The following is a 15,402-nucleotide window of genomic DNA, read 5'->3' as shown; positions in this document are numbered from 1 at the left end:
GTCGCGGAGGAGTGGGTGAGGAGTGGCCGTCGGCGCTGATGTGGTGCAGGACGAGGGTGAGGATGTGGTGGTGGGGGTGAGTTGGTAGAGGTGGGTGCGCAGTGGGGTGTCGGTGGTGACGTCGAATCCGGTGGTGGTGTCGGTGGTGATGTGGTGGGGAGTTGGGTTTCGGTGGTGGTTGTGGTGGGGAGGTGGTGGGGTGTGGGTGGGTGGATGTGTTGGGTGGGTTGGCCGTGGTGGAGGGGGTAGGTGGTGCGGAGGGTTTCGTGGCGGGTGGTGAGGTCGGTGAGGGCGTGTTCGAGTGCGGTGGTGTCGAGGTGTCCGGTGAGGTGGAGGGTGAGGGGGATGTTGTAGGCGGGTGAGGTGGTGTCGTATTGGTTGAGGAACCACATGCGTTTCTGGGCGGGGGAGAGGGGGATCCACCGCGGCCGCGGACCCGCAGTGAGCGCAGGCCGGGCGGTGGTGCCGCTCTCCGCCGAGGCCACCACCCGGGCGAGCGCGCGAGGGGTGGGGGCATCGAACAGTGCGCGGACGCCGATGTCGGTGTGCAGCACCGTGTTGATGCGGGCCACCGCCCGGGTGGCACTGAGGGAGTTCCCGCCGTACTCGAAGAAGCTGTCGTCGACCCCGAGACTGGGCATCTCGAGTACCGCAGCGAGCAGCCGGGTGAGCGTGTCTTCGAGCGGAGTGGTGGGGGCTGTCCGTCCGGTACCGTCACGCCCGTCCCGCCCGGAAGTACCGCGCAAGGCCCGCAGTGCGTCGCGGTCGAGCTTGCCGGCCGGGGTGCGCGGTATCTCGGCAATCGGCACCATCGCTGCGGGAATCATGTGCGAGGGCACTCGCTGGGCGAGGTACGCGACGAGGCTGCGGGCCTCGAAGTCCTGATCGGCGGCGGGCAGTACGTAGGCGGTGAGGGCTGTGTCACCCGAAGCCGTCTGGTCAGCGAGCGTGGCTGCGAAGGCGACGGCGGGATGGCGGGTCAGCACCGCATCGATCTCGCCCAGTTCGATGCGGAAGCCGCGGACCTTCACCTGGAAATCGCTGCGGCCCAGATACTCCAGCGTATGACCGTGGTCGCGCCACCGGACGATGTCACCGGTACGGTACAGCCGCTCACCCGCGCCGCCGTAGGGGTGTGCCACGAACCGGGTCGCGGTGAGGCCGCGGCGCCCGTAGTAGCCACGCGCCAGCCCGCCGCCGGCGACATAGAGCTCGCCGGGCGCGCCTACCGGGACCGGTTGCAGCCGGGTGTCGAGCACGAGCTCGGTGACGCCGCGAACAGGGCCGCCGATCGGGACCGTCTCCCCCGGGACCAAGTCGTGGGTGAGGTTGGTGGCCACCGTCGCCTCGGTCGGGCCGTACGCATTGAGCATGCGGTGTTTCGGCGCCCAGCGAGCGACCAGCTCCGTCGGGCATTCCTCGCCACCGGTAAGGATGCATTCGAGCCCGTCGAATCCGGCCGGATCGAGCGAGGCCAGGGCGGTGGGAGTGAGGAAGGCATGGGTCACGCCGCCGTCGAGCATCCGCCGCTTCAGCTCCTCGCCGCCGTACACGGTGGGTGGGACCAGGACCATGGTGGCTCCCGCCGACCAGGTCAGCAGGTACTCGAGGATCGATGCGTCGAAGCTCGGGGACGAGAAGTGCATGACGCGCGATCGCGACGTCACGGCGGCGCGCTCGCGCAATTCGTCTGCCAGTGCGTAGATCCCACGGTGGCTGAGCACGACACCTTTCGGGATGCCGGTCGACCCGGAGGTGTAGATGACGTAGGCCGGGGTGTCGACGCTCGGACCTGACAGGTCGACGCCGGAACCGGTGGCCGGAGCGCCGCCGTCCGTGCGTACGTCATCGACACTTGTCCATGCGACAGTGCCGGGCAGTGCTTCGAGATGCTCGGAGACGGTCAGGCCGAGGGTGACACCGGAGTCGGACACCATGTGGCCGATGCGGGCGCGGGGGTAGGTGGGGTCCACGGGAAGGAACGCGGCGCCGGTCTTCACTACCGACCACACGGCGACCACGGACTCTATCGACCGCGGCACCGCCACCGCGACAACGGTTTCCGGACCGGCCCCCTGGTAGACGAGCAAGTGGGCGAGGTGGGTGGAGCGTTCGTCGAGTTCGTTATAGGTCACCTGGACGTCGCCGTCGACCACCGCGGTGGAATTACCGTGGCGCACGGTGGCTTCCGTGATGAGGTGGGCGAGGGTGCGGGGCCGCTCGGCCGCCTCACCCCGGGCGGGCACCAGCGTTGCCGACTCTTCGGGGGTGAGGACGCTCAGGCGGGAGAGCGGAAGAGCCGGTGTGTCGGCCATGGCGACGAGAACGGTGATCACCCGCTCGAGCAGGGTGTCGACCGCTGCGGTGTCGAAAGCGGCGCTGTCGTAGGTGGCACGCAGGTGCAGGCGAATGTCGGCGGTGGCGGCGATCGCCAGAGGGTAGTGGGTGGTGTCCATCGTATGGACGCCCGTGATGTCGAGTTCGCTGTCGTGGGGGTCGAGAGCGGCGGTGTCGAGGGGGTAGGACTCGAAGACGGTGAGGGTGTCGAAGGTGGTGGCGGGTCCGGTGGCGCGGTGGATGTCGGGGAGGCCGAGGTGGTGGTGGTCGAGGAGTTGGGTGTGGGTGTGGTGGGTGTGGTCGAGGAGTTGGGTGAGGGTGTGGTGGGGGTCGAGGGTGATGCGGACGGGGATGGTGTTGATGAAGAGTCCGATCATGGTTTCGATGCCGGGGATGTGGGGTGGGCGTCCGGAGACGGTGGTGCCGAAGACGACGTCGTCGCGGTGGGTGAGGGTGGCCAGGACGATGCCCCAGGCGGTTTGGACCATGGTGTTGAGGGTGAGGTTCCGCTCCCGCGCCAGCGCCCGCAAGGCGTCGGTGTGTTCGGCGGCGAGCGTCACGACGTGGTCGGCAGGCGCCCCCCGCTCCAAGGCGAGATGACCCTGGGGCACCAGAAGTGTCGGTTCCTCGACACCCTCGAGCGCCCGGCGCCACGCCTCGACCGACTCGGCGTAATCGCGCTGAGCCAACCAGGCGAGGTAATCCCGGTAGGGGGTCACCGGTGGAAGTCCGGTGGTGTCGTTGTGGTGGGTGTAGAGGTGGAGGAGTTCGTGGAGGAGGAGGGGGGTGGACCAGCCGTCGAGGAGGATGTGGTGGTTGGTGATGACGAGGTGGTGGTGGTGGGGGGTGCGGGTGATGAGGGTGTAGCGGAGTAGGGGTGGGGTGTTCATGTCGAAGCGGGTGTGGCGGTCGGTGGTGAGGATGTCTTCGACGGTGGTGGGGTGTTGGTGGGGTGGTTGGTGGGTGAGGTCGTGTTGGGTCCAGGGAGGGGGTGTGGTGGGTGATGATTTGGATGGGGTGGCCGTCGGGTGTGTGGGTGAAGGCGGCGCGGAGGTTGGGGTGGCGGTGGAGGAGGGTTTCGGCGGCGTGGTGGAGTCGGGTGGTGTCGAGGGGGCCGTGGAGGTCGAGGGTGAGTTGGACGGTGTAGGTGTCGAGGGTGTGGTCGGTGTATTCGGAGTGGAAGAGGAGGCCGGCTTGTAAGGGGGAGAGGGGCCAGATGTCGGTGAGGGTGGGGTAGTGGTGTTCGAGGGTGTCGATGGTGTGTTGGTCGAGGTGGACGAGGTCGAAGTCGGTGGGGGTGTGTCCGCCGGTGTGGGGTTGGTGGGTGTGGGTGGTGAGGGCGGTGAGTGCGGTGGTGAAGAGGTCGGCGAGTTCGCTCACCTCCGCAGCGGTCAGGACTCCGGCCGCATACGTCCACGTGGACTTCAACTCTCGTGCACTCGCGGCCCCTACCGCGGCTGCGTCGATGCTCAGCACCGCAGGTGCGGGCATCTCCGCGTTCTGACGTCCCCCGAGGTCGGCATCCTCGACCGGTGACCAGGCCGAGTTCTGTCCGTCGACATTTTCGGCGGTGGTGAACCTGCCCAGGTAGTTGAAGGTGATCTGGGGGTCGGGGTAGGTGCGGAGTTCTTCGGCGGTGTCGGGGTCGAGGTAGCGCAGTTGACCGTATCCGGCGCCGTGGTCGGGGATGGTGCGTAGTTGTTCCTTGATGGTTTTAATGGCGGTTCCGGCGGCGTCTCCGCCGTGGAGGGCGTCGTCGAGGTCGATGCCGGTGAGGTCGAGCCGGACGGGGTGGATGGTGGTGAACCAGCCGACGGTGCGGGAGAGGTCTGCGCCGGGGATGAGGCTGTTGCCGCGGCCGTGCCCCTCGACGGTCACCAGAACCTCGTTCACCCGAAGGCCCCTGCGGTGTCGCCAGACGGCGATCGCGAGCGCGAGCGCAGTGAGCAGCGCGTCGTCGGTGCCGGCGTGAAAAGCCTTGGGCACGTCGGCCAATAGTGCCTCGGTGACGCCGGTCGGCACGTCGACCGTGAGGTCGCGGGACGTCGCCCGGGTGTCGTGGACGGGGTCGAGTGGCCGGGATCCGAGGAGGGGGTCGGGTCCGTCGAGGATGCGGCGCCAGAGGTCGAGTTCACCGGCCCGTTCGGGGGCGGTGTCGACGAGGGCGTGCGCCCAGCGGCGCATCGAGGTCCCGTTCTCGGGCAGGTCGGGGTCCCGGCCGGCGGTGATGTCTTCCCAGGCGGCGGCGAGGTCGGGTACCAGGATTCGCCAGGACACGCCGTCGACGGCCAGGTGGTGGATCACCAGCAGTAGTCGGCCCTCCTGCGCTGACAGGTCGCCGTTGCGGTGGTCCGGGGAGGCGTCGAACCAGACGGCCTGCAGCATGACGCCCCGGGCCGGATCGAGCCGGCCGGCTGCGGCCTCCAGTTCGGAGACCGCCAGGCGATGGAACTCCGGGCCTGTGACCCGCGCGACCGCGACCCGTCGGAGAACATCACCGCCGCCGGGGGCGGGTCCCGCGGGTACCTCCATGATCGGGTCGCGGCCCGGGGTGAGACGAAGCCGAGCGCGCAGGGCGGCGTGATGCTCGACGACGGCCTCGAGGGTACGCGTGAGCGTCTCGTGGTCGACCCCTGCCGGGGTGGTCAGCAGTGCGGCCTGCGAGAACTGGCTGAAGTCACCGCCGAGCTCGAGCAACCAGGAAGCGATGGGCGTCAGCGGAAACTCTCCGGTGTCGCCACCGGGCAGTTCCTCCAAAGTGGGTGTGGCGACAGGCTGGATCGAGACGGCCCGCGCGAGCCGGCTGACGGTCTTGTGTTCGAACACGTCCCGCGGTTGCACCGTAAGGCCGGTGGTTCGTGCCCGCGCGACCAGTTGAATGGCCATGATGCTGTCGCCGCCGAGAGCGAAGAACGAATCGTCGACACCCACGGCGTCGAGACCGAGTACCTCTGCGAACAGGGCCGCGAGTACGCGCTCGGCCTCCGAGCTCGGCAGCCGCTGGCTCGTTGCACGGACGGTGAAGTCGGGGGCGGGAAGTGCCCCACGATCGACCTTGCCGTTCGGGGTCAGCGGGAACGACGGCAGGATGAGGATCGTCGACGGCACCATGTGCGACGGCAGGGCAGAGGCGGCATGGTCGATCAGGATGTTCCCGTCGATCTCCGCATCCGGCTCGGGCACGGCGTAACCGATCAGATGGTCGGCGCCGTGGGAGTCCCGGTGGAGTGCCACCACGGCCTGGGCAACCCCTGGGTGGCGGAGCAGTGTGGATTCGATCTCTCCCGGTTCGACACGGTAGCCGTGCAGCTGAATCTGGAAATCGCTGCGTCCCAGATACTCGATCTGTCCGAGACTGTTGTGGCGGGCGAGGTCACCGGTGCGATACATCCGGCTCCCCGGGGCACCGTTCGGATCCGGGATGAACCGAAGTGCGGTCAGGTCCGGTCGTCCCAGGTATCCGCGGGCCAGTTGCGCACCGCTGATGTACATTTCGGCAGCCACTCCGCGCGGCACCGGGTGCAACCGGTGATCGAGGAGATACACCCGGGTATTCCACACCGGGGTGCCGATCGGAATCACCGGTGTGAGCGGCAGCGACGTGACATCGCAATAGGTGGCCGTCACCGACGCTTCTGCCGGACCGTACATGTTCCCGAGCGCGACACCTCGGGACAGCACCCGGTCGGCGGTGCGGGCAGGCAGAGCTTCACCTCCCGAGAACACCCGGCGGAGCGACGAGGGGAATGCGCGCCGGTGGTCGCCGACGAACACCTCGAGCATCGAGGGCACGAATTCGACGACGGTGATGTTCTCGGTCGACAGCACCGTAGTCAGGTACTCGAGATCGAGATGGCCGTCGGGCCGGAGAATGACCAATGCGCTGCCGGCGCACAATGCCGAGAATGATTCCCAGATGGCGACATCGAACGCGATCGGTGCTTTCTGGAGGGTGCGGTCGTCGGGAAGGAGCGGCAGCTGGGATCGGGACCACGCCAGCTGATTGGTGATCGCTGCATGGGACACTGCGACGCCCTTGGGTCTTCCGGTGGAGCCCGAGGTGTAGACCACGTAGGCGGGGTTCTCCGGGTGCAGGGCAGCGATGCGGTCGGCGTCCGTGACCGGACGCGCATCCACAGCCTCGAGATCGACGACGTCCAGGGCGAGGACCTCGGTGCCGGGAGGGACGGGAACATCGACGCCGGAAATCGTGAGCACCAATGCGGGCGCGGAGGAGTCGAGCAGATAGGCGATGCGTTCGGGGGGATGTCCGAGGTCGAGGGCAAGCAGGGCGGCGCCCGCTTTGACGACGGCGAACATTCCGGCAAGCAGTTCGAACGATCGCGGCAGGGCCAGTGCCACCACGCACTCCGGTCCTATGCCCCTCCCGATCAGGATGCGCGCGAGCTGATTGGTCCAGGTGTCGAACTCGCGGTAGTTCAGGGCATTCCCCTCGAACACGACAGCGGTGTCCTCGGGTGCCCTGGCGACCTGGGCATCGAAGAGGTCGAGGATCGTGTCACCGGGTAAGTCGTGTCTGGTGACGAACTTCCGGTCGAGCGCTCGCTCGAGCTCGGTGCTGTCGAGCAAGGGGATATCACCGACCACCGTGGTGGGCAGGTAAGAGACCGTGTCGATCACGCGGAGGAACATGTCGACGAACCCGCGCACTGTCGCTTCGTCGAAGAGATCGGTGGAATACACGAATTCGCCGGTGATTCCGCCAGGCGCGCCGTCGTCGGTGAGGTGTTCGCGGAGAACGACATTCAGGTCGAACTGGGACAGGTGCGAGTCGAGGTCGAGGGTGGACACGCGCAGTCCGGGCAATTCCGGTTTCGCCTCCGCCAGGTTCAGGAAGGAGAGCATCACCTGGAACAGGGGGTGTGCAGCCGTGGAACGCGCCGGGTTCAGTTCCTCGACCAGACGCTCGAAGGGGATGTCCGCGTGCGCGAAGGCGTCGACATCAGTTTCTCGTACTCGGGCCAGGACCTTGTCGAACGGCAGTGCCGGGTCGATTCGCGTGCGCAGCACGAGGGTGCCGACGAACATGCCGACGAGATCGTCGAGTGCCTGTTCACCACGTCCCGCGATCGGCGATCCCACCGTGACGTCGCCGGTGTTCCCGAGCCGCGACAGCAGAACCGCGAGAGCGGCGTGGACGGTGACGAAGGGAGTGGCATCGTGTTCCCGCGCCATCTCGGTCAGCCGACGGTGCGTCTCGGGTGACATGGTGAAGCGGGCGGTGGCCGCCTGGTAGGTGGCGGTCGTGGGTCGTGGACGGTCGGCCGGCAGTTCGAGCCTCTCAGGGAGATCGGCCAACGTGGTCCGCCAGTAGGTGAGCTGCTCGGACAGTGGCGACGTCGGGTCTTCGGCGGACCCCAGGACCTCTCGTTGCCAGAGTGCGAAGTCCCCGTACTGCACGGGAAGTGGCTTCCAGTCGGGGGCGTGACCCTGCGTGCGCGCGGCATACGCCGTGGTCATGTCTCGCGCCAGCGGAACCAGGGACCACCCATCCGCCGCGATGTGATGCACCACGAGCGCGAAGACGTGGGTGAGTGGGTCCACGCGGAATACCTCGGCACGCAGCGGTGCCCGAACCGTGACGTCGAAGGTGGTGGCGATGACGTCGTCGATCCGTTCCCGCAGGTGCTTGTCGTCGAGGATCGGTATCGGCGTGAGTTCGAGTTGTGCCTCGTCGACGGGTTGCACCACCTGGACCGGTCCATCGTCGGTGAGGGGGTACACCGTCCGCAACGATTCGTGTCGAGTGACGACGTCCACCAGGGCAGCGCTGAGAGCGGCAATATCGAGTGGTCCGCTGATACGCACGACCATCGGTATGTTGTAGGCCGCGGAGCTGGTATCGAACTGATTGACGAACCACATCCGTTGTTGCGCAAACGATACCGGGACCGTCCGGGTGGGATCCCTCGGTCGGAGCGGTGGGAGGGACGCCTCTTTGTCTTCGGCGTCGAGCACGGCGGCCAGGGCCTGCACGGTCGGCGCCTCGAATAGGGCGCGCACACCGATTCCGGTGCTCAGCGCCGAGTTGAGGCGGGCCACCACCTTCGTGGCGATCAGGGAGGTGCCGCCGAGTTCGAAGAAGTTGTCGTCGACGCCCACACCTTCGACACCGAGTACCTGCGCGAACACCGATGCGACCGCTTCCTCGCGTGGTGTCCTGGGCGCGCGGAACTCGGCGGCGTACCCGAGGGACTCAGGCACGGGCAGGGCGGTGCGGTCGACCGCACCGGTGGAGTCGACGGGAAGAGTGTCGAGCTCCACTATCTCGGTGGGAATGCAGTGCGCCGGAAGCAGGGTCGCGGCAAATTCGGTCAGACGGCCTTGCTCCACTTCGGCACTCGCGGCCGGCGTCACATAGGACACCAGGGTGTGGTCACCCGAACGGGTGGTGTAGTCGACCGTCACCGCCCGGTCGATCGACGGGTGCGCCGACATCGCCGCGTCGATCTCGTCGAGGGGGATACGGTATCCGCGGAGCGACGACCGGAAGTCGGAACGGCCGACGATGTAAAGGCCCCCGTCTCGGTCGGTTCGCGCCAGATCGCCGGTGCGGTACATCCGTTCGCCGGGACCATCGAACGGACTCGCCACGAAGCGGGTGCTGGTGGCACGTGCCCGGCCGTGATAGCCGCGTGCGAGGGCGGTACCGCCCACATACAGCTCGCCCACGACACCCGCGGGGACGATGTGCAGCCGACGATCCAGAACGACGAGTGGCCGCCCGGGCGCGGATATCAGCGGGAGGGCCTGTGCCTGGTGTGCGGTCGCGAGTACCTCCGACGCTGCCACCCAGGTGACGGTCTCGGTGGAGGCATACATCTGCATGGCGGTGGTCGACGCCGGCAGCGTGGACAATCGTGCGGCCAGGTTGGTGGAGACGGCCTCGCCGCCGAGGACGACGAGTCGCGGAGCTGACAGTGGAGTGCTTCCCGCCGTTGGCAGGGCGCGAAGAATCGGATCGAATGCTGTGGGGGTCCGGCTCAGGACAGTGACGTGTTCGTGGGCAATCAGTGCTGCGGTCTCGCGCGGTGACCGGGCGGTGTCTTCATCGACGATCAGCAACCGACCACCATGCAGCAACGCACCCCACAGCTCCCACACGGAGAGATCGACGGTGTGGGTGGCAAACGTCGTCCACACGTCGGAATTGTCGAAGCCGAACTGGGATGCGGAGGCGAAGGCGGCGAGCACGGCGCGGTGCGAGAGAGAGACCGGCTTCGGCGGCGCCGTCGAACCGGCGGTGAACAGCACATAGGCGGCCGAGTCCGGCGTCGCAGCATGCGTGAGCGGCGCATCCGACGTGGCAGCGAGTTCGTGCACCGTGTCGGGAGCGTCGAGCACGACGACAGCAGAACCGGTGTCGGGGAGTTCAGCCGCGAGGTCGAGGTGAGTGATGATCATCGCGGGATCCGCCGACGTCAGGGCATGCTCGACGCGGGAGCGGGGCCAGGTCACCTCGACCGGGAGACAGGCACCGCCCGCTGCGATCACCGCGAGCACGGCAACCACCCAGTCGACGGACCTGGGAACCGCCACGGCGACCACGGTTTCGGGGGTAAGCGTGCGGTTCATCAGCAGACGGGCCAGGCGAGTGACGCGGGTAGCCAGCTCGGAATACGAGACCGTGTCACCCGCGTAGGTGACGGCTGCCTGATTCGGGGACGTCGTCGCCGCGCGGAGTAATACGTCTGCGAGAGTGTGGCTTTCACTCATTGTGACGGGCTGCCGCCAAGGCGTGAGCGCGGCGTCCCGCTCGGCTGCATCGAGGATCTCGATGTCACCGATCGGAGTCTGCGGATTCTCGGTGACCGCCTCCAGTATGCGCACGAAACGCTCGGCGAATTTCCGCACCGTCTGCTCGTCGAACAGATCGGTGGCATACACGACCCCCGCCTGCATACCGAGGGGGGAGCCGTTGGTGTCGAGGCGTTCGGAGAGCCAGAGCTGCAGATCGAACTTGGCCATTCCCGCGTCGTAGTCGACCGGCTCCAGGCGGAGTCCGGGCAGCTCGAGACCGTGCAGTTCCCTGCCCGAAGGCAGAATGTGTTCGAACTCGAGCAATACCTGGAAGAGCGGTGAATATGCCGATGAACGTGGGGGGTCCAGCACCTCCACCAGCTGTTCGAACGGGATGTCGGTGTGACCGAAGGCGGCGAGATCGGTGTCCCGCACGTGCCGAAGGGTGTCGCCGAAACCCGTCGACAGGTCTGTCTGGGTACGCAGGACCACGGTGTTGACGAACATGCCGACGACGTCGTCCAGCGCTGCCTCGCCGCGGCCTGCCACCGGAGTGCCGACGGCGACGTCGTCGGATCCACTGAGCCGGGCCAGCAGAACTGCCAGTGCGGCGTGCAACACCATGAACACCGTCGACGTGGAGTTTCGCGCAAGCTCGAGCACGGCGCCGTGCAACTCGGGGTCGATCGAGAATTCTACGCGGCCGCCACGCAGCGACCGGGTGTCCGGGCGCGGGCGGTCGGTGGGCAACTCGAGCAGAGCGGGACTTCCGCTCAGTGTTTCGGTCCAGTAGTCGAGTTGCCGCGAAAGCAGGCTGTCCGGGTCCGTGTCACTTCCCAGCAATGCATGCTGCCAGAGGGTGTAGTCGACGTACTGCACGGCGAGCGGTGGCCACTGCGGGGCGTGACCGGCGGTGCGCGCGGCGTACGCCGTGGTCACATCCCGAGCCAGTGGCGCGGTCGACGCCCCGTCCGCCGCGATGTGGTGCAGAACCAGCGCCAGGACGTACTCGCTGTCGCCGAGCTGAAGGAGGGTGCAGCGCAAGGGGACGGCGGTGGCGACGTCGAACCTCGTCGAGCACACCTCGGAAAGGCGTTGCGCCAGTTCGTTTGCGTTCTCCACGGGGATCGGTTCGATGACGGGTACCGCGTCGGCGGCCGGCAGCACGACCTGGTGCGGGCCGTCGGGTGATGCGGGGAACACAGTGCGCAGCGATTCGTGCCGTTCCACGATGTCACCGATCGCGGCCACCAGGGCGGGCACGTCGAGTCGTCCCGTCAAGCGGACGACGAGCGGAATGTTGTAGGCGGGTGACGTGGTGTCGTACTGATTGATGAACCACATGCGCTGTTGAGCGGAGGACAGCGGAATGACGGCGGGGCGTGCCACCGGGGCAAGAGCGGGACGGTCAGGCCCGCGATGCTCGTCCCGGTCGAGTCTCGCAGCCAGTGTCGCCACCGTCGGCGCCTCGAACAGTTCAGCGACCCCGATCGTGGTGCCGAGGGCCGCGTTCACCCGGGCCACCACCCGGGTCGCCGTCAGCGAATTCCCGCCCAGATCGAAGTAGTCGTCGTCGGCGCCGATGCCGCTGATCCCCAGCACGGTCTCCCAGACGGCGGCGACGGTGGCCTCCGTCGGGGTGGCCGGCTTCCGATGAGTGCTGCCGGGAAGGAAGGTGGGTGCGGGCAACGCCGCACGGTCGAGTTTCCCACCAGGGGTGAGTGGGACCTCGTCGAGCGGCACGATGGCCGACGGAAGCATATACCGGGGGAGGGTGTTTCGCAGGAGCGTTTCCAATCCGGGGACGTCCACCTGCGCGCCCTGCGCCGGTCGCACGTACGCGACGAGTGTGGGGTCGCCTGCGCTGGTGGCGCGGTCGACCGTCGCAGCGAAGCTCACCGTGGGATGCCGCATCAAGACGGCATCGATCTCGCCGAGTTCGATACGGAAACCGCGGATCTTGACCTGGAAGTCGCTGCGGCCCAGGTACTCCAGCGACAGGCTGGTGGGTGTTCCGTCCGGAAGGCCGGCACACTTCCGCCACGCGGCGACGTCGCCCGTGCGGTAGAGGCGCTCGCCCGGTGGACCGTGCGGGTCGGCAACGAAACGTGCTGCAGTCAAGCCGGGTCGCCGGTGATACCCGCGGGCAAGGCCGGGACCACCCAGATACACCTCGCCTGCGACTCCCGGCGGAACCGGATGGAGTCGGGAGTCGAGAACCAGTATCGAGAACCCCCGGATCGGCCCGCCCAGGGTCACCCGTTGCCCGGGCGCGAGCGGTGGGCTCAGCGTCGACATGATCGTGGCCTCGGTGGGGCCGTATGCGTTGCGGACCTTCCGGGCGTCAGACGCCCACCGCGTGACCAATTCGGGCGGGCTTGCTTCGCCGGCGAGGGCCAGATCGGTCAGCTCGGGGAGGGCTGCGGGATCGAGTGTCGCCGCAGTAGTCGGCGTGAATATTGCGTGGCTGACGTGCTCGTCGGCGAGTACCCGGGTCAGTTCGGCGCCGCCGACGACGGCAGGTGGCACGATCACCACCCGCGCTGCCGCTCCGAATGCGCCGAGCAGTTCGAAGATGGAAGCGTCGAAACTGGGCGAGGCAAAATGGGAGACCCCCGATTTCGGCGAAATTTCCAGACCTTCGCGTTCCGCGCTGACGAGGTCAGCGATGCCCCGGTGCCCGACCGACACACCCTTCGGGATGCCGGTGGAACCGGACGTGTAGATCACGTAGGCCGCGTGGTCACGCCGTAGTGGCCGCAATCGATCCGCCTGGGTCACACGGGTAGGAGAGCACCCGGCGACCGTTGTCTCGATTCGTGTGTCGTCCAAGTCGAGCCAGGACACGGCAGGCGAACGCAGGCGGTGTCGGTGATCGGTCACGCCCAGCACTGCGCCCGAATCGGTCAGCATGTGCTCGATGCGGGCCTGCGGGTAGTTCGGGTCCACCGGGAGGAACGCTGCACCGGACTTGGCGACGGCCCAGAGCGCGAGCACGAACTCGGAAGATCGCGGCAGTGCGAGCGCGACGATGGTGTCCGGTCCGGAACCGCGCGCGATCAGCAGGCGTGCCAACTGATTCGATTCCTCGTCCAGTTCGCGGTACGACATGTCGGTGCCCCGCTCGGAGACGGCAATGGCGTCGGGATCGATCTCCGCGGCCGAAGTCAGTATGTCGGGCAGCAGTCGGGGCGGCAGCGCAGGCGGTCCCAGAGCGGGTACCAGGTTCGCGCGTTCGGCGGGAGTGAGGACGTCGAAATCACCGACGGCCGCACCGGAGTCGAGCGTGGCGACATCGAGCAGGCGCACCAAGCGGTCCCCGAACTCCCGCACGGTGTCGGGTTCGAACAAGGCCGTCGCGAAAAGAAGCTGGATATCGACGCCTGCACAGTCGGGGTGCGCCGTGCAGACGACCGACAGGTCCGCGCCGTCGGTCGGTGACGCGTCCGTTGCCGTACCTACGAATTCGAGACCGATCTGGAATGGGTACCGGCCGGACGACTCGTCCCGTAGGTCCAGTGCCGCCGCGACCTCGTCGAAGGGGACGTCGGAGTGGGTGTACGCGCCCAGCTCGGTGTCGCGGACCCGTCCGAGCACGTCGGTGAACGTCTGAGCGCTGTCGACGGGGGTGCGTAGGATCAGCGGCCCACCGCCCGGACCACCGGAGGTGCCGACCGCGATGTCGTCGGTGCTCCCCAGCCGGGAGAGCAGTGCGACCAGCCCGGTATGAATCGCGGAGAAGGCTGCGAATCGGCAGTCGGCGCCGACACTGTGCATGCGTTGGTGCAGTTCGGCCGGGATGCGAACATCGACCCGTCCGTCCGCCACGAGTGTGCGATCGACGGGCCGCGGGTGGTCGGTGGGCAGAATGTCGTTCGCGGACAGGCCGTGGAGGGTCTGCTTCCAATAGTCGAGCGCAGCCACCTTCCGCCGTCGGCGTGCTCCTTCGGCGGCGGATTCGAGATGAACGTCCGCCGTCGCGTCTTCGGGGCGGGCCCCGACGAGCTCCTCCAACAGGGCGACGAAAGCGGAATGGTGCCGACGCAAGTCCTCGGCGGTGTACCGGTGCGGGTTGCCCCGGAACTCGACCAGCGTCCTCTCGGGTGTGCCGCTGCGGTAGACGTTCACCAGGAGGTCCTCGACGGGACCGGACGTGACGACGTGGAATTCCCCGGTCACCGGGCCCAGTGTGATTTCCCGATGGAAGAGCATGACGTTGACCATCGGACCGGTGAGCCGGCGGCCGGACGATCGGTCGCCGGCATCACGGCGAATGTCCTCGAGGGTGTAGCGCTGATGGCGGAGTGCGCCCATGAGCTCCAACTGGGACCGGCGCAGCATCTCGTCCACCCGGTCCTCTGGCGGCGCGCTGATGTGCAGTGGGGCGAGGCTGACGAGCATTCCACCGGAACGTCGCAGGATGGTGGTGGTTCGACCGGAGACGGGCAGGCTGAGCAACACTTTCTCGCGGCCGCTCATTCTCGCCAGGTAGCAACCGAAGGCAGCCACGACCACGCCGGCTGCGGGAACTCCGAACACCTCGTCCGAGTGCATCAGGCGCTCTGACGCGGCATCCGACAGCGAGGTAGTCAGGAGGATGCTCTTCGCGACTGCCGGCGAGACCACTTCGGACAGGCTCGACCCCTCCGCGAACCCGGCGATCCGCTGCGCCCAGTAGTCGCGGTCGGCTTCGAATCGAGACGACGACCGATACTGCTGGTCGAGGGCGTAGAGGGTGCGCAGATCCGCCGCGGGATTGGGTTCCGGGGGGCGCCCCTGCACGGCAGCCGTGTAGAGGGCGGCGATGCGATTGACCATGGTCATCGCCCCGTATCCGTCCAGCGCGACGTGGTGAATCCTGCTGTACCACAAGTAATGCTGATCCCCGACGTGCAGAACCGCTGATGCGGCCAGCATGTCCGCCTCGGGGTCGAGGGGTCTCGTGTAGTCGTCCTCCATCCACGTGTGCGCCGCCGCCAGCGGGTCGGCGGCGGCCCGGAGGTCGACGTACTCGGTCGACAAATCGAGGGTCGGGTCGACCACCTGGAAAGGTTCGCCGTCCACCTCGAAAATCCGGAGGAACGGGGAGTGGAACTCGCGCGCGGCGGTCACGGACGCCTCGTCGAGCAAGGCCACATCCAAGGGTCCGTGCACTTCGACGTACTGCGCGATGCAGAGGGGAACCTCGGGCGTCAGCCGCTGCGCCAGCCACATCCCGCGCTGCGCAGACGACAGCGGAAAGCCGGCACCGAACCTGTCGGTGTGGGGGTCGGATGAAGTTGAAGAATCCAAGGGGAGGATCCC

The 15,402-nt window shown here is 67.5% G+C and carries 2 pseudogenes; both read right to left on the bottom strand.

Annotation, left to right across the window (positions count from 1 at the left end):
* Positions 1 to 188: 188 nt before the first annotated feature.
* Positions 189 to 3,260 (bottom strand): annotated as a pseudogene (locus CBI38_RS39220) (non-ribosomal peptide synthetase); the annotation flags it as partial.
* An 82-nt stretch (positions 3,261 to 3,342) separates the two neighbouring features.
* A pseudogene (locus tag CBI38_RS39215) lies at positions 3,343 to 15,390 on the bottom strand (amino acid adenylation domain-containing protein); the annotation flags it as partial.
* Positions 15,391 to 15,402 lie beyond the last annotated feature (12 nt).

It is taken from the genome of Rhodococcus oxybenzonivorans (assembly GCF_003130705.1).
Classification (GTDB): domain Bacteria; phylum Actinomycetota; class Actinomycetes; order Mycobacteriales; family Mycobacteriaceae; genus Rhodococcus_F; species Rhodococcus_F oxybenzonivorans.
This window is presented reverse-complemented; position numbering and strand designations above follow the sequence as displayed.